The 14,409-nt window shown below is 64.6% G+C and carries 16 protein-coding genes; 8 read left to right on the plus strand and 8 right to left on the minus strand.

The features are described from left to right. The first annotated feature begins 144 nt into the window (after positions 1-144). Positions 145-483: a P-II family nitrogen regulator gene (locus tag C8D95_RS12975; protein ID WP_109759611.1), complete on the plus strand. Its 339-nt coding sequence runs from the start codon at positions 145-147 to the stop codon at positions 481-483. Between the two features lie 36 nt (positions 484-519). Then, complete coding sequence (locus C8D95_RS12980) at positions 520-1,860, plus strand: ammonium transporter (protein ID WP_420902677.1); 1,341 nt, start codon at positions 520-522, stop codon at positions 1,858-1,860. Positions 1,861-1,995: 135 nt separating this feature from the next. Here the strand turns inward: C8D95_RS12980 and C8D95_RS12985 are convergent, their stop codons facing one another. Beyond that, positions 1,996-3,702, minus strand: a complete 1,707-nt coding sequence (locus C8D95_RS12985; protein WP_109759613.1) for a bifunctional sulfate adenylyltransferase/adenylylsulfate kinase — start codon at positions 3,700-3,702, stop codon at positions 1,996-1,998. Positions 3,703-4,024: 322 nt separating this feature from the next. Here C8D95_RS12985 and C8D95_RS12990 point away from each other — a divergent pair, with 322 nt between their 5' ends. Beyond that, the gene (locus C8D95_RS12990; protein ID WP_109759614.1) at positions 4,025-4,582 is read left to right on the plus strand and encodes a fasciclin domain-containing protein; all 558 of its coding nucleotides are present in this window, start codon (positions 4,025-4,027) and stop codon (positions 4,580-4,582) included. 66 nt (positions 4,583-4,648) lie between these two features. On the opposite strand, the gene trxB is transcribed toward C8D95_RS12990, so the two are convergent. Beyond that, entirely contained in the window at positions 4,649-5,653 is a 1,005-nt protein-coding gene (trxB, locus tag C8D95_RS12995) for a thioredoxin-disulfide reductase (RefSeq protein WP_109759615.1), read from the minus strand. A 188-nt stretch (positions 5,654-5,841) separates the two neighbouring features. On the opposite strand from trxB, the gene C8D95_RS13000 reads away from it, so the two are divergent. Then, positions 5,842-6,342 (plus strand): Lrp/AsnC family transcriptional regulator, encoded by a 501-nt coding sequence (locus C8D95_RS13000; RefSeq protein ID WP_109759694.1) that lies wholly within the window; start codon positions 5,842-5,844, stop codon positions 6,340-6,342. On the opposite strand, the gene C8D95_RS13005 is transcribed toward C8D95_RS13000, so the two are convergent. The 4 genes from C8D95_RS13005 to lgt form a co-directional block, all read right to left on the minus strand. Then, positions 6,343-7,128, minus strand: a complete 786-nt coding sequence (locus C8D95_RS13005) for a Hint domain-containing protein (protein WP_109759616.1) — start codon at positions 7,126-7,128, stop codon at positions 6,343-6,345. Positions 7,129-7,419: 291 nt separating this feature from the next. Next, on the minus strand, positions 7,420-8,172 hold the full coding sequence (gene pgeF / locus C8D95_RS13010) for a peptidoglycan editing factor PgeF (RefSeq protein WP_109759617.1): 753 nt from the start codon (positions 8,170-8,172) through the stop codon (positions 7,420-7,422). Further along, positions 8,169-9,236, minus strand: a complete 1,068-nt coding sequence (locus C8D95_RS13015) for a class I SAM-dependent methyltransferase (RefSeq protein WP_241239720.1) — start codon at positions 9,234-9,236, stop codon at positions 8,169-8,171. Before C8D95_RS13015 ends, pgeF begins: the two co-directional genes overlap by 4 nt. Continuing rightward, positions 9,233-10,129, minus strand: coding sequence for a prolipoprotein diacylglyceryl transferase (gene lgt, locus C8D95_RS13020; RefSeq protein ID WP_109759618.1), 897 nt, complete (start codon positions 10,127-10,129; stop codon positions 9,233-9,235). The genes C8D95_RS13015 and lgt overlap by 4 nt, the downstream gene beginning before the upstream one ends. Positions 10,130-10,226: 97 nt before the next feature. On the opposite strand from lgt, the gene C8D95_RS13025 reads away from it, so the two are divergent. The 4 genes from C8D95_RS13025 (at position 10,227) to C8D95_RS13040 (ending at position 12,513) form a co-directional block, all read left to right on the plus strand. Further along, the gene (locus tag C8D95_RS13025; RefSeq protein WP_109759619.1) at positions 10,227-10,478 is read left to right on the plus strand and encodes an accessory factor UbiK family protein; all 252 of its coding nucleotides are present in this window, start codon (positions 10,227-10,229) and stop codon (positions 10,476-10,478) included. Positions 10,479-10,727: 249 nt separating this feature from the next. Continuing rightward, complete coding sequence (locus tag C8D95_RS13030; protein WP_109759620.1) at positions 10,728-11,225, plus strand: type III secretion system chaperone family protein; 498 nt, start codon at positions 10,728-10,730, stop codon at positions 11,223-11,225. A 143-nt stretch (positions 11,226-11,368) separates the two neighbouring features. Next, positions 11,369-12,184 carry a pyrroline-5-carboxylate reductase gene (gene proC, locus C8D95_RS13035; protein ID WP_109759696.1) on the plus strand — a complete coding sequence of 272 codons (816 nt, stop codon included), beginning with the start codon at positions 11,369-11,371 and terminating at the stop codon, positions 12,182-12,184. Next, on the plus strand, positions 12,181-12,513 hold the full coding sequence (locus C8D95_RS13040) for a tRNA-binding protein (RefSeq protein WP_109759621.1): 333 nt from the start codon (positions 12,181-12,183) through the stop codon (positions 12,511-12,513). Before proC ends, C8D95_RS13040 begins: the two co-directional genes overlap by 4 nt. Before the next feature lie 101 nt (positions 12,514-12,614). Here C8D95_RS13040 and C8D95_RS13045 read toward each other — a convergent pair whose 3' ends face one another. Then, positions 12,615-12,974: a response regulator gene (locus C8D95_RS13045; protein WP_109759622.1), complete on the minus strand. Its 360-nt coding sequence runs from the start codon at positions 12,972-12,974 to the stop codon at positions 12,615-12,617. After that, positions 12,974-14,335 (minus strand): sensor histidine kinase, encoded by a 1,362-nt coding sequence (locus tag C8D95_RS13050; RefSeq protein ID WP_109759623.1) that lies wholly within the window; start codon positions 14,333-14,335, stop codon positions 12,974-12,976. The genes C8D95_RS13045 and C8D95_RS13050 overlap by 1 nt, the downstream gene beginning before the upstream one ends. Between the last annotated feature and the right edge of the window lie 74 nt (positions 14,336-14,409).

The raw sequence follows: 14,409 nt of genomic DNA on the forward strand, positions 1-14,409 counted from the left end.
CATAAATTGTGCAAATATTGTTCCACATAAACCTTTCCTGTGCGTTTCCCCCTCAGCCTCGCGCTTGTGAGCCCGTTCGTTGAGCCGTCATGTCGGTCCACGAGTGCGGCGTGGAGTGCGCCGCGATCATGCGGAAGGGGATCCATGAAACTCATCATCGCAGCGATCAAGCCGTTCAAGCTCGAAGAGGTGCGCGAAGCGCTCACCTCGATCGGGGTGCGCGGCATGATGGTGACCGAAATCAAGGGTTTCGGCTCACAGTCGGGACACACTGAAATCTACCGGGGTGCGGAATACGCCGTGAACTTCGTGCCGAAGGTCAAGCTCGAGATCGTTGTGCCGTCCTCGATGGCCGACCAGGTCGTCGAGACGATCGCCTCGACCGCCAAGACCGACAAGATCGGCGACGGAAAGATTTTCGTCCTCGACGTCCAGTCCGCCCTGCGCGTGCGCACGGGCGAGACCAATGAAGACGCGATCTGAATCGCACCATACCGACCAAGGGGTAGATAGATGGAACTGAAGAAAACTCTCGGGCTGGTAGGTGCGGCGACGCTTCTCTCGGCCCTTCCGGCGCTGGCGCAGGAGGCGGCCACTGCCGAGGCAGTCACCGAAGTGGTTACCGAGACGATGGACAAAGGCGATGTCGCCTGGATGATGACCGCGACGCTTCTCGTCCTGTTCATGATCCTGCCGGGCCTCGCGCTGTTCTACGGCGGTCTCGTCAGGTCGAAGAACATGCTGTCCGTTCTCATGCAGTGCACGACCATCTCTGCCTTGTGCATGGTGATCTGGGCGCTCTGGGGCTATTCCTTCGCCTTCGGCGGCGGCACGTCGCCGTACTGGGGCGGGATGGGCAAGCTGTTCCTCTCGGGCGTGACGGCGGATTCCATGGCTGCCACTTTCACCGATGGCGTCGTGATCCCGGAATACGTGTTCATCGCCTTCCAGATGACATTCGCCGCCATCACCCCGGCCCTGATCGTCGGCGCCTTCGCCGAGCGCATCAAGTTCGGCTCGCTGATGGTCTTCATCGCGCTCTGGGTGACCTTCGTCTATTTCCCCGTCGCGCACATGGTCTGGGACGCCTCCGGGCTGATCTTCAACTGGGGCGCCATCGACTTTGCTGGCGGCACCGTGGTCCACATCAACGCAGGCATCGCGGCACTCGTCGGCTGCATCATCATCGGGCCGCGCGTCGGTTTCCGGAAGGACAACATGGCGCCGCACTCGATGACGCTGACGCTTGTCGGAGCCGCGATCCTCTGGGTCGGCTGGTTCGGCTTCAACGCGGGGTCGAACCTCGAGGCGAACGGCGGTGCGGGTCTCGCGATGATCAACACCTTCCTTGCCACGGCTGGTGCAATCCTCGCCTGGAACATCATCGAGAAGATGACCCGCAAGCACTCTTCCATGCTGGGCGCCGCCTCGGGCATGATCGCCGGTCTCGTCGCGATTACGCCGGCCTGTGGCACGGTCGGCCCGATCGGGGCGATCGTCCTCGGCGCCGTCGCGTCGCTCGGATGCTACTTCTTCGTGGCCGTCATCAAGAACAAGTTCGGCTATGACGACAGCCTCGACGTGTTCGGCATCCACGGCATCGGCGGCATCATCGGCGCCGTCGGCACGGGCATCTTCACCGCTCCGGGTCTGGGCGGCACCGGCGGCGACGACTACTCGCTCGCTGGCCAGACGATGATCCAGATCCAGGCTGTGCTGGTGACGGTGATCTGGTGTGGTGTGGTCTCCTTCATCCTCTTCATGGTTGTGAAGGGCCTGATGGGCCTGCGCGTGACCGAAGAGGAAGAGCGCCAGGGCCTCGACCAGACGAGCCACGGCGAATCCGCTTACAGCTACTGACGGTCCTCCCCCTGATGTGGCCTATCTGCCCGGGCGTTCGCGCCCGGGCCTTTTCAATCCCGGGACAGGGACACAAAAGAGAACGGCCCGCCTCCGGTCAGGAGACGGGCCGTTCGCTCATCAGCCGTTCAGGGTTCAGCCCGCGACAAGGCCCATCTGTTCGAGTTTCAGGAGAACCTGGTGGGCGCAGTGGTCGACCTCGGTGTTCTCGGTGTCGAGGCTCAGTTCCGGGTTCGCAGGCACGTCGTAGGGATCGGAGATGCCGGTGAATTCCTTGATCTTGCCCTCGCGCGCCAGCTTGTAGAGGCCCTTGCGGTCGCGGCGCTCGCATTCTTCGAGCGACGTCGCGACGTGGACCTCGACAAAGGCACCGAAGGCTTCGACGTCCTCGCGAACCGCGCGGCGGGTGGTGGCATAGGGTGCGATCGGTGCGCAGATCGCGATGCCGCCGTTCTTGGTGATCTCGGAGGCGACATAGCCGATGCGGCGAATGTTCAGGTCGCGGTGTTCCTTCGAAAAGCCCAGTTCGCTCGAAAGGTTCTTCCGCACGATATCGCCGTCGAGAAGCGTGACGGGGCGACCGCCCATCTCCATCAGCTTGACCATCAGCGCGTTCGCGATGGTCGACTTGCCAGAGCCCGAGAAGCCGGTGAAGAACACGGTGAATCCTTGCTGCGATCGTGGCGGATAGCGGCGGCGCAGTTCCTTGACGACTTCGGGGAACGAGAACCACTCGGGGATCTCCAGACCCTCGCGCAGACGGCGGCGCAGTTCGGTGCCGGAGATGTCGAGGATCGTCGCGCCTTCTTCGACCTCGTCGCGGGGCTCGTACTGCGCTCGCTCCTGGACGAAGACCATCTGTTTGAAATCGACCATCTCGATGCCGATCTCGTCCTGGTGCTTGGCGAACAGCTCCTGCGCCTCGTAGGGGCCGTAGAAGTCCTCGCCCTTCGAGTTCTTGCCGGGCCCCGCATGGTCGCGCCCGACGATCATGTGGGTGCAGCCGTGGTTGCGGCGGATCAGACCATGCCACACCGCCTCGCGGGGGCCAGCCATGCGCATGGCGAGGTTTAGAAGCGACATGGTGGTGGTGGCGGTAGGGTAATTGTCCAGAACCGCCTCATAGCAGCGGACGCGGGTGAAGTGATCGACGTCGCCCGGCTTGGTCAGGCCCACGACCGGATGGATCAGCAGGTTCGCGGCGGCGTCCTTGGCCGCGCGGAAGGTCAACTCCTGGTGGGCACGGTGCAGGGGGTTGCGCGTCTGGAAGGCGACGATGCGACGCCAGCCCAGCTTGCGGAAATAGGCGCGCAATTCGTTCGGCGTGTCGCGGCGAGCCTTGAAGTCGTAGTGGATCGGCGGCTGGATGCCAGTGATCGGACCTCCCAGATAGACCTTGCCCGCGTGGTTGTGCAGGTAGTTCACCGCAGGGTGGGCGCTGTCGTCGGCGCCGAAGACCTTCTCGGCCTCGCGTGCCTTGTCGGGGGTCCAGCGGTCGGTGACGGTCATCGTGGCGAGGATCACGCCTTCCTGGTCGCGCAGGGCGATGTCCTGGCCAAGCTCCACGCCCTCGGCAAAGGCTTCCGCGACGTCGAGCGTGATCGGGATCGGCCAGAGGGTGCCGTCCGCCATGCGCATGTTCTCGACAACGCCCGTATAGTCTTCCTGCGTCAGAAAGCCCTTGAGGGGGTGGAAGCCACCACTCATCAGAAGCTCGAGGTCGCAGATCTGGCGGGGCGTCATGTCCCAGCTCTTGAGGTCGGCGGCTTCCTTCTTGAGCTTTTGCGCGCTTTCGTAAGAGACATAGAGCTCGGGGATCGGGGCGTGGTTCGCGATTTGCATTCGGTCACTCGGTCAATTCATTGAAGTCGCGCGCAGGTACACGCCAGTGCCTGCGGAACGCAAGCATGTCGGACCCGATTAGGTCGGGCTGTACCGCGCCTGCACTAGTTTCCGCCGAGGGCATTCCACAATCCTTCGATTGAGCGGGAGACTGTTCCCGAAGCATCCGCAAAGCCCACCCGTACGGCTCATCGCGTGCGGTTTTCCAGCGGTGCAGCCGGGAAAACATCACGACGCCGTGACCCCGGAAACAGCGGGGCAGAAGCGCCCGTGGTTGTCTGCAGAGGGGGCGAACATCTTGCCCCACGAGATGGAGAACTAGATGAAAACCGTTGCCCTGACCTTCGCCGCCCTGCTGGCCGCGTCGTCCGTTTCCGCCGAAAGCCACTCGATGGCCAACCCGATGGTGGGCGGTGCCGAGATGTTCGCCGACAAGAACATCGTCGAAAACGCCGTCAACTCGGCCGATCACACCACGCTCGTCGCCGCCGTCCAAGCCGCCGGCCTTGTCGAGACGCTGTCGGGCGAAGGCCCCTTCACCGTTTTCGCGCCGACGAATGATGCCTTTGCCGCGCTGCCGGCTGGTACCGTCGAAGACCTGCTGAAGCCCGAAAACAAGGATCAGCTGACCAAGATCCTGACCTGCCATGTCGTCGCTGCGGACGCGATGTCGGACGCGATCATGGGCATGATCGACGATGACTCCGGCAAGCACCCGGTTCCGACTGTCGGCGGCTGCACGCTGCAGGCGACCTATGAAGGCGACAAGATCATGCTCGAAGACGAGATGGGCAACGTCGCGACCGTGACGATCGCCGATGTGGACCAGTCGAACGGCGTGATTCACGTCATCGACAAGGTGCTGCTGCCGGCTTCCTGAGTTTCCCCCTGAGTAACGAGTGAAAAGCGAGGAGCCGCCCTGCCGGAAGATCGGCAGGGCGGTCTCCTATTCGGCGGCGTCGACCGGGGCGCCATAACCCAGGGGCTCGGTCTCGTCCTTGCCTTGCACCTCGCCGACTTCCGCCAGGAAACGCTCGGCCTCGAGCGCCGCCATGCAGCCCATCCCGGCTGATGTGACGGCCTGGCGATAGACGTGGTCGGTGATGTCGCCCGCCGCGAAGACACCAGGGATCGAGGTTGCCGTCGAGTCGGGCCCGGTCACGACGTATCCGCCGTGATGCAGGTCCAACTGGTCCTTCACGAGTTCGGACGCCGGCGCATGGCCGATGGCGACGAAGAAGCCCTTGCAGGGGATCTCGGTGATCTTTCCGGTATGGACGTCCTTCACTCGCACCGCTTCGACGCCGCGCGGCTGGTCGCTGCCCACGACCTCTTCGATCGAGTGGTTCCACAGCACCTCGATCTTCGGGTTCTTGAACAGCCGGTTCTGGAGGATCTTCTCGGCCCGCAGTTCGTCTCGGCGGTGGACCAGCGTGACCTTCGACGCAAAATTGGTGAGGAACAGAGCCTCTTCAACGGCCGTGTTGCCGCCTCCGATCACCACGACGTCCTGGCCGCGGTAGAAGAAGCCATCGCAGGTTGCGCAGGCCGACACGCCGAAGCCCTTGAAGTGCTCCTCCGACGGAAGCCCGAGCCACTTGGCCTGGGCGCCGGTGGCGAGGATCAGAGCGTCGGCGGTGTAGGTCGTGCCGGAGTCGCCTTTCGCCGTGAACGGGCGACGGGAAAGGTCGAGCGACATGATGATGTCGGGCACGATCTCGGTGCCGACCGAGCGGGCATGCGCCTCCATCTTCACCATCAGGTCCGGCCCCTGGATCTCGATCTCGCCCGGCCAGTTCTCGACCTCGGTCGTTATGGTCAGCTGGCCTCCGGGCTGGATGCCCTGGATCAAGACGGGGTCGAGCATCGCGCGGCTGGCGTAGACCGCGGCAGTATAACCTGCCGGCCCGGACCCGATGATCAGCACCTTGGCGTGTTTCGTCTCGGCCATGTCGTCCCCCTATGGCGTCTTGCGGTGGAGAGATATCCTCGTCTGTGAGCGATTTGAAGATTGCGGCTGCGTTTCCGTGAATCCGGCGCGAAGGCTTTTCCAATGTTGCGCAATTGGGAAATTATATTGCGCAAGACACGGTGCGCCTGTAGTTTTTGAAAAACCCTCAGGTGGAGACGCGGCTCATCATGGCGCACCAGAAACTCGACGCGATCGACCGCAAGATTCTCGCCGAGCTTCAGGCCGACGGGCGCATGACGAACGTCGAGCTCGCCAGCCGTGTCGGCATCTCGGCGCCGCCCTGTCTTCGCCGTGTCCGGACCCTGGAGGAGCAGGGTTACATCAAGGGCTATCATGCGTCGGTCGATGTTCGCGCCCTTGGCTTCGAGGTGCAGGTTTTTGCGATGGTCGGGCTGCAGAGCCAGGCTGAAAGCGACCTGTCCGCGTTCGAGAAGCGCTGTCGCGATTGGCCTTTGGTGCGCGAGTGCCACATGCTGAACGGCGAGGTGGATTTCATCCTGAAGTGCGTGGCACCCGACCTGTCGACCTTTCAGCGGTTCCTGACCGAAGAGCTCACGTCGGCGCCGAACGTGGTCGGCGTGAAAACCTCGCTGGTCATACGCTGCGCCAAGGACGACCCCGGCGTGCCCTTCGACGTGCTCGAGCAAAGGCTCGTTCGGTCGGCCTGATCAGATGATCGAGAGATAATCCTCCGCTGTCAGGCGAGGTGCCGCCAGCCTGCCGAAATCCCGGATTGTCGACAGGTGCGGGAAGAACGCCATGTAAAGCGCCAGCATCTCCTCGGACAGGGACAGGGGAAGTTCCGGCCCCGGATGGAAGCTCTCGACCTCGAGCCCGGCCGCCAGAAGCGTCTCATGCCCTTCGCAGGCCAAGTGGTAGACGCGTGTCGGCGACAGCGGCGTGACCTCGATGACAGCCGTTCCGTCGGCCATCGCCGACAGGGGAACCAGGGCGGCTTCTGACCCGATGGCGCCCCGGATCTTGGCGTCGCGATCGAGCCTGCGGGCATGGGGACCGAAGGTCTGGTCCTGAACGGGGCGCGCAAGGCCGAAGGCATCGGGCATGACGCGGTACATTCGGTCCGGACGGTCGGCGAGCGTCGGCGCCCCCGGCACGAGGGTGATGGCGCCCTTCCACAGAAGTTGGCTGACCTTGCCGTTCGCGCATTCCAGATGCATCCCGGGTTCAAGATCCTCGATGGCGACAGGCCCGTCGGTCGTCTGGAAGAGAACACCGTGGGAGAAGGCGCCGAAGGCCTGTTCGAAGGCGGGCAACGCAGGGGCGACGGTCGTGCTGCTATGGACCTCGCCGTCTTCGAGCCATTCGATCTCGAACCGGCGGGTGACGCGCGACTTCGGCAGGGCCGGGGCTGCGGGAACGGGTCGGGTGTCGCGGCGGGCCGTCCAGGGCGTGGACGTGGCATGGCGCGACTGTGCGAAGGACCTACTACTCATCAGAACCTCTACTCGTTACGGGCCGGCGAAACGCGCCGGCGGGACCTCAGGCTTTCGACGCGGCGGCATACCTCACGGTCGATCGGGCGGACGCCCTGCGTGTCGGAAGTACGGGACCCTTCTGGGCTTTGGCCGCTTCGATCACACTGCGCATCCAGCGCGGCTTCGACGTCATGTCTGCCAGTCCTTGTCGCTTGGTCCGTCCTGTTGCGGACAAGACCTTGCTGACAGCGCAATTGGGCGAGGTGATGACGGATTGAAGGAAATTCGGTCGCGCTTTCGCGCAGATTTTCACAAACGGATGGCCGAGATCAGTCGTCCGTAATCGGCCTCGCGACGATGAACGCTGCGGCGGTACGAATAGAATCGGTCCGGTTCGGAAAAGGTACAGTGGCCGATCCACTGCGCTTCGCCGACGCCGGCGCTTCGCAGCCGGTGCAGGCCGAAGCCTATCAAATCAAAGAGATAGCGGTCTCCTTCGCCGTTCGCGAAGAAGCGTGTGTTGGCGCCGTCTTCGTCCGCGAAACGTTCCAGGAACTCCGGCCCGACCTCGTAGGCGCGCTGGCTGATCGAGGGGCCGATGACGGCGGTGATCGCCTCGCGAACGGCGCCGAGGCCCTCCATGGCATCCACCGTCGCTTCGAGAACGCCGTCGAGTGCGCCCTTCCATCCGGCGTGGGCAGCACCGATGACTCCGTTCTGCGTGTCCGCGAACAAGACGGGCTGGCAATCTGCGGTGAGGACGGCAAGCGCAAGACCGGGCGTGGCGGAGGCCATCGCGTCGGCTTCGACCGGGCGCTCGGTCGGCGCGTCGAGCGTCAGTGCCCGTGCGGAATGCGTCTGGTGTACGGTCGCCAGCCGGTCTGGATCGACCCCGAGGGCCTGCGCCACGCGTTTGCGGTTGATCGCCACCATCTCGGTCTGGTCGGTCGAGCCGAAGCCACAGTTAAGACTGGAGAATATGCCGGACGACGCCCCTCCCTTGCGGGTGAAGAAGCCGTGGCGCACGGCCGCGAGCGCTTCGGACGTCAGGACTTCGATCATGGATCGAATCCGGGGGGGGCGGGAGTCTTCGGTCGATAAAGGGCCATTGCCTTGAAGAGCGTTCCCATTTCCTCGGGATGCGTCAAGCGGCGATGCGCGGCGATGTGCCGCTCGATGGCGTCGCCGCTCATTCCCGCCGCGAGAACCTCAGCGCGCACCGTGATCCCGAGCCGTTCCAGAAAGACGCCCTGCGGCGTCATCGGCGTGACGGCGACACCATCTGCGGAAGCGGCTTGGGACAGCGCTTCGAAATCGACGTGAGCGGTCAGGTCGGCAGCCCCCGGAGCGTCGAGCGGATCGACCGTCGCGTGATCGCTCACCGCCTGGAACGTGTCTCCGAGAGAGCGCCAGCCGCCGTAGTCGACGATCAGCGCCACGCCGTTGCGCGCTGCCACACGGCGGGCGATGTCGCGCACGATGGCGAGAGACGGCGCGGAGGTTTCGACCACGTCGCCCTCTCGGGTGTCTGCAAGCGGCGGCTCCAACGGTTCTGGACGCGACGGGCCGGACAGCCCGAAGACGAGGGCACCCTCCGACAGACCCACGACCCGCTCGCGCCACGCCGGGCCATCGCGGCGAAACTGGCGGATCGGAAGGGCGTCGAAAAACTCGTTGGCGACAAGGTAGAGAGGTGCGTCATCTGGCACGTCACCGAGGCTGTCATGGTGAAAGATCGGGCGACTCACAGTCTCGCGCTGTTTGTCGCGCAGGATGGGCGATGCCTCGACCATGTGCAGCGAAAGGGCCTCATGAAAGCCTGGCACACCGCGCGTCGCCCGCAGAAGATCCGCCATCAGAGTGCCGCGCCCGGGGCCCAGCTCAACAAGTTGGATCGACGAGGGCGATCCGCGATCCGTCCAGGCCTGCGCCAGGCAAAGGCCCAGAAGCTCGCCGAACATCTGGCTGATCTCGGGCGCCGTGGTGAAGTCGCCCGCCGTCCCAAGCGGGTCCCGCGTGACGTAATAGCCGTGCCGGGGGTGCGTCAGGCATTCCGACATGTAGTCGGCGAGGGTCATCGGACCCGCGGCCCGGATCCGCGCGATCAGGACGTCCTTCAGGCTCACGCCGTCCGGCGGGCGCGCCGCCACGCGAGGACCAGAAGCCCCAGGCCGACGAGGATCATGGGCAGCGACAGCCTTTGTCCCTGCGTCAGGCCCCAGCTTCCGAACTGGACCGCATAGCCCAAGGGGTTGTCTGGCGACATGAATTGAGGATCGGCCTGCCGCACGAATTCGACGAGGAAGCGCGAGACGCCATAGCCTGCGAGGAAGACGCCGATCAGCGATCCCGGGCGCTTGAGCCACCCGCTGCGGAACGACAGCCACAGAAGAAGACCGCCGAGGAGGATGCCTTCGAGCGCGGCTTCGTAGAGCTGCGAAGGATGGCGGGCGCAGAGGCCGGCAATCTGGGGGCAGGTCTGTGCTGCGGCGCCCGGAAAGATCACGCCCCAAGGAAGGTCCGTTGGACGCCCCCAAAGCTCGGCGTTGATGAAGTTCGCGATGCGGCCGAAGAACAGTCCAGGAGGCACCGCCACAGCAAGCCCATCGCCGAACTTGAGGATGTCGATGCCGTTCTTCCAGGAAAACACGAGGCCTGCGATCACGACTCCCAGGAAACCGCCGTGGAAGGACATGCCACCCTCCCAGACGCGAAGGATCGCCATCGGATCTTCGAGAAACTGGCCCTCGCCGTAAAACAGGACGTAGCCCATCCGCCCGCCAAGGATGATGCCGAGCACGATCCAGGTCAGGAAATCCTCCATCTGCGGGCGGGTGAGGGGCGGCGTGTCGCCGGCCCAGAGATGCGCGCGGTCGCGCAGGGCGCGGAAGATGTAGTAGCCCGCGATCACCCCCGCGATATAGGCCAGCGCGTACCACCTGATCGGCACGGTGGCGAAGCCGAGCGGGATTTCGACCAGCACGGGAGAGATGTCGGGGAAGGGGATCGCGAAGCGCATGACGCGCGAGAGGTGCCAGCGCGCGAGGGTGGCGTCAACCTTGCAGAGCGGGGCGCGTGGGCCATATAGGAGGGGAACACGACCCGGAGATGGCACGATGCAGACCCGCAACAAGATCCTCGATGACCTGTCGCAGCTCATGACGAACGCCATGGGTGTCGCCCAGGGTGCGCGGGACGAGGCCGAGACGGCCTTCAAGGGCATGGTCGACCGTTGGCTCGCCGACCGCGATTTCGTGACCCGCGAAGAATTCGACGCCGTGCGCGCCATGGCTCAGAAGGCGCGGGAAGAGAACGAGGCGCTGAAGTCGCGTCTCGATGCGCTCGAGGCGCGCAAGACCGACGCCTGAGGTCTGCCCGGGCCGCTTCTTGCCCGTCACGTTCCGTCATCCTGCCAACCCGCCGATGGACCCGTCGGTCGAGGTGGGTCTGACGTTATCCCCCGGAAAATGCCGCGCTGCCGAAATTTGGGGTTTACAGGATCCCGCTTTAGGCACACCATATCTCGTAAGGTCGGGCGCTAATCACTACCGGACCTAGAGCAGTCATCAAAGCATGGGGCCAGAAGAGCACCCGGCGCAACCGATGAGGCAGGGCGCATGTCGCTGAGCGAGCATTTCTCGGAAGACCTTCATCCCATTGATATCGTCGAAACCCTGGCCGAGCACCACGACTGGGACTTCGACCGCGTGGGAGACGACCAGATCGCCATGGCGGTCGAGGGCCAGTGGCGGACCTATTCGATCACTTTGGCCTGGTCACCGCAGGACGAGACCCTGCGTCTGATCTGCACCTTCGAGATGGATCCCCCCAAGGCACGGCGGCCGGAGCTGTACGAAACGCTCAACGCGGCCAACGACCTGTGCTGGGCTGGCGCATTCGCTTACTGGCAAGAGCAGAAGCTGATGGTCTGGCGCTATGGCCTCGTGCTTGCGGGCGGCCAGTATGCCGCGCCCGAGCAGATCGACACCATGATCCGTGCGGCCGTCCTGTCCGCCGAAAGGTTCTACCCCGCCTTCCAACTCGTGGTCTGGGGCGACGAGGACCCCGCGAACGCGATGAAGATCGCCATCGGCGAGACCTACGGGCGCGCCTGATCTCGTTTCGCCCGGCGCGGCCGACCTCCCTTCGGTCGCACATGGGCATCGCTCCGGGCCGCCACCGCGCGGCCCGGTGTCTTGTCCGGCAGGCGTTCCCCTGATCCTCCAAATCCCGTAAGTACGGAACAGGAGGGACGATGATGGATTTCACCTCGATTTCGGACAGGGGCCTCGTGCTTCTCGGCTGCGGCAAGATGGGCGGCGCCATGCTTAAGGGCTGGCTTGCCAAGGGCTTGGCGCCAATGTCGGTCAGCGTCGTCGATCCCAACCCGGCGCCCTGGCTTGCGGACACCGGTGTCTCGGTCAACGGCGCTCTGCCGTCCGATCCGGCGGTGATCGTCGTTGCCGTGAAGCCCCAGATGATGGCCGAGGCGATGCCGGGGCAGACCGGGTACGGCGGGGGACGGACGCTGTTCGTGTCGATAGCCGCTGGAACGCGGATTGCGACTTTCGAGAAGATGCTGGGCGAGGGCACGCCGATCGTGCGGGCGATGCCGAACACTCCTGCGGCCATCGGGCGGGGGATCACCGCAATCGTGGGAAATGCGGTTGCGAGCGAGGCGCAGGTTTCCCTTGCGGAACAACTGCTTGCGGCCGTCGGCCAGACGGTCCGGCTGGAGAGCGAAGACCAGATGGACGCGGTGACGGCGGTGTCGGGGTCGGGACCGGCCTACGTGTTTCACCTGATCGAGACGCTGGCGGCGGCGGGCGAGGCCGAGGGATTGCCGGCGGAGTTGGCGCTGGAACTGGCGCGGACGACCGTCGCCGGGGCGGGGGCGCTGGCGATGGAGGCAGAGGAGGATCCGGGTCAGCTTCGGGTCAACGTCACCAGTCCCAACGGCACGACGGCGGCTGCGCTCGAGGTGCTGATGGACGAAACGCGCGGCTTTCCGGCGCTTCTGAAAGAGGCTGTCCACCGGGCGGCCGAGCGGGGACGGGAGCTGGGAAGGCAATGATTTCGTTTGACGATTTCCTGAAAGTCGATATCCGCGTGGGCGTCATCACGCGGGCGGAACCGTTTCCGGAGGCGCGCAAGCCGGCCATCAGGCTGTGGGTCGATTTCGGGGCGGAGCTTGGCGAGAAGAAAAGCTCGGCGCAGATCGTGAAGCACTACGATCCCGCCACACTGCCCGGTCGCAAGGTGCTGGCGGTGGTGAATTTTCCGCCGCGCCAGATCGGCCCGGTGATGTCCGAGGTGCTGGTGCTGGGCGTGCCGGACGAGGAGGGCGAGGTGGTCCTTCTGACCCCGGATCTGGACGTGCCGGTCGGTGGGCGGATGTACTGACAGCGCAGTTCGGCCAAGTCATTGAAATGGATCGAAACGAGCGGTCAGAGGGTTTCGGTATCGCGTCGGTATCGCGTCGGTGCGCGAAAAACGGAAATCCGTCAGGACCCGGGAGCGCCGGTGATGATCTCGATCAGCTTCACGACGTCCGCGGTCCGGACCGGCTTTGTGAGGATGTGACATCCGGCGAGATGCGGAGGCAGGGCCGAGGCGTCGTTGCCCGAGAGGAAGAAGAACGGCACGCCCTGCTCCATCAGATCGGTGGCGAAGGCGAAGGATGTGTCGGAGCCCAGATGCATGTCGAGGATGGCGAGGCCGGTCGAAGATCCATCCATGAGGGCGCGCGCCCTTGCGACGGAGGTGGCGCAGACGGCGACGAAACCGCGGTCGGACAACTCGTCCTCGAGGTCCATCGCGATGAGAGGATCGTCCTCGACGATCAGCACGCGCATTCCGGTCATCACAAGGCCATCGCCAGGCGGCAGCGGACGCCTTCGGGAGCGTAGTCGATGACGGCCTTGTCGCCGTCGAGGCTGAAGCTCCGCTCGATCAGCCGCGTGCCGAAGCCTTGCCGGGTCGGACGCTCGACTTCGGGTCCGCCGCGTTCGCTCCAATCGAGGCGCAAGACCCGCTCGGGCGCCGGGTCGATGCGCCACTTTATGTCGACGCTTCCGCCGTCGGTCGAAAGAGCACCATATTTCGACGCATTGGCCGCAAGTTCGTGCAGCACGAGGCCCACCCTGTGCGCAAACTCGCCAGGCAGAAGGATATCGTCGCCCGAAAGGGCAAGGCGTTCATCGTCCGCGGCGTAAGGTCCGACCTGCCCCCGAATGAGGGCGGCGAGCGCCACGGCCTGATGCTCGGACGCCACAAGAAGATCGTGCGACGCGGCGATGGAGCGCAGTCTCGCATCGAACGAGGTGCGGAAATCGTCGGGCGAAGAGGTGCTCCGGATCGTCTGACCGGCCATCGACTGAATCGTGGCCAGCGTGTTCTTGACGCGGTGCGCGAGTTCCTTGATGAGGAGTTCCTTCTGCGCCTCGGCTCTCTTGCGTTCGGTGATGTCCGCGCCGGAGGGAATGAGTTCGACGACATTGCCCGCACCGTCCCGCACCGGCGCGATCTGGAAGTCGATCCAGATCCGCTGATCGCCCGCGATGCGGATTTCGGCGTCGTAGCGGACCCTCTCGCCCTTGGCGGCGGTCGCGACGGCCTCTTTCAGGCGATCCTGCGTCGCCACGTCGAAGTTCCACCAATAGCAGTCCCAGAAGGGCAGTCCGATCAACTGGTCGCGGGACAACCCGGAGGCGGCGACGGCGGGGGCGTTGGCTTCGAGCAGCCGCCCGTCGGTCGACAGGACGCCCACGAAGGCGACCACACCGTCGATCAGATTCCTGAGCCTTTCCTGACCCTTGTGGACCTCGGAGACGTCGGCGAAAGACAGCGCCAGGCCGTCGCCCGCGCGGGCTGCCGTGGTGCGGAACCAGGCGACGATGCCGCCGTGATCGTAGTGGAATTCTCGTTGCCAGGTCTGTCCCGTCTCGATCACCTCGACGTAGGCGTCGAAGAGCCCTTCGTCCCGGTTCCCCGGCATTTCCACAAGAAGGAGGCGACCCACGAGATCGTCGGGATTGCGGCCGACGATGTCGCCTGCGGCGGCGTTCACGAAGGTCCATTCGAGGTCGACGATCGCGCCCTCGTCGGACCGGACCGGCTTGAGCATCATGAAGCCGTCGGGCGTGACGTTCTGGAACGCGACGAACGCATCCTCGGGCGCGGCGAAGCTCGGCCGAGCGACGTCTCGGGAGGAAGGTCTTGTCATGTCAGACGGTCAATCACGCTCCGGGTTCTTGTGTATTTTGTCATGCGGCAAAGGGCATGTCACGCGCCTCTTCG

Source organism: Silicimonas algicola (assembly GCF_003148765.1).
Taxonomy (GTDB): Bacteria; Pseudomonadota; Alphaproteobacteria; order Rhodobacterales; family Rhodobacteraceae; genus Silicimonas; species Silicimonas algicola.

Coding starts and splice junctions, on each gene's coding strand:
- lgt (WP_109759618.1), bottom strand. CDS start 10,129: ATGCGCTTCGCGATCCCCTTCCCCGACATCTCTCCCGTGCTGGTCGAA.
- pgeF (WP_109759617.1), bottom strand. CDS start 8,172: ATGATCGAAGTCCTGACGTCCGAAGCGCTCGCGGCCGTGCGCCACGGC.
- proC (WP_109759696.1), top strand. CDS start 11,369: ATGGATTTCACCTCGATTTCGGACAGGGGCCTCGTGCTTCTCGGCTGC.
- C8D95_RS13030 (WP_109759620.1), top strand. CDS start 10,728: ATGTCGCTGAGCGAGCATTTCTCGGAAGACCTTCATCCCATTGATATC.
- trxB (WP_109759615.1), bottom strand. CDS start 5,653: ATGGCCGAGACGAAACACGCCAAGGTGCTGATCATCGGGTCCGGGCCG.
- C8D95_RS12985 (WP_109759613.1), bottom strand. CDS start 3,702: ATGCAAATCGCGAACCACGCCCCGATCCCCGAGCTCTATGTCTCTTAC.
- C8D95_RS13025 (WP_109759619.1), top strand. CDS start 10,227: ATGCAGACCCGCAACAAGATCCTCGATGACCTGTCGCAGCTCATGACG.
- C8D95_RS13045 (WP_109759622.1), bottom strand. CDS start 12,974: ATGACCGGAATGCGCGTGCTGATCGTCGAGGACGATCCTCTCATCGCG.
- C8D95_RS13000 (WP_109759694.1), top strand. CDS start 5,842: ATGGCGCACCAGAAACTCGACGCGATCGACCGCAAGATTCTCGCCGAG.
- C8D95_RS13040 (WP_109759621.1), top strand. CDS start 12,181: ATGATTTCGTTTGACGATTTCCTGAAAGTCGATATCCGCGTGGGCGTC.
- C8D95_RS12975 (WP_109759611.1), top strand. CDS start 145: ATGAAACTCATCATCGCAGCGATCAAGCCGTTCAAGCTCGAAGAGGTG.
- C8D95_RS13050 (WP_109759623.1), bottom strand. CDS start 14,335: ATGACAAGACCTTCCTCCCGAGACGTCGCTCGGCCGAGCTTCGCCGCG.
- C8D95_RS12990 (WP_109759614.1), top strand. CDS start 4,025: ATGAAAACCGTTGCCCTGACCTTCGCCGCCCTGCTGGCCGCGTCGTCC.
- C8D95_RS13005 (WP_109759616.1), bottom strand. CDS start 7,128: ATGAGTAGTAGGTCCTTCGCACAGTCGCGCCATGCCACGTCCACGCCC.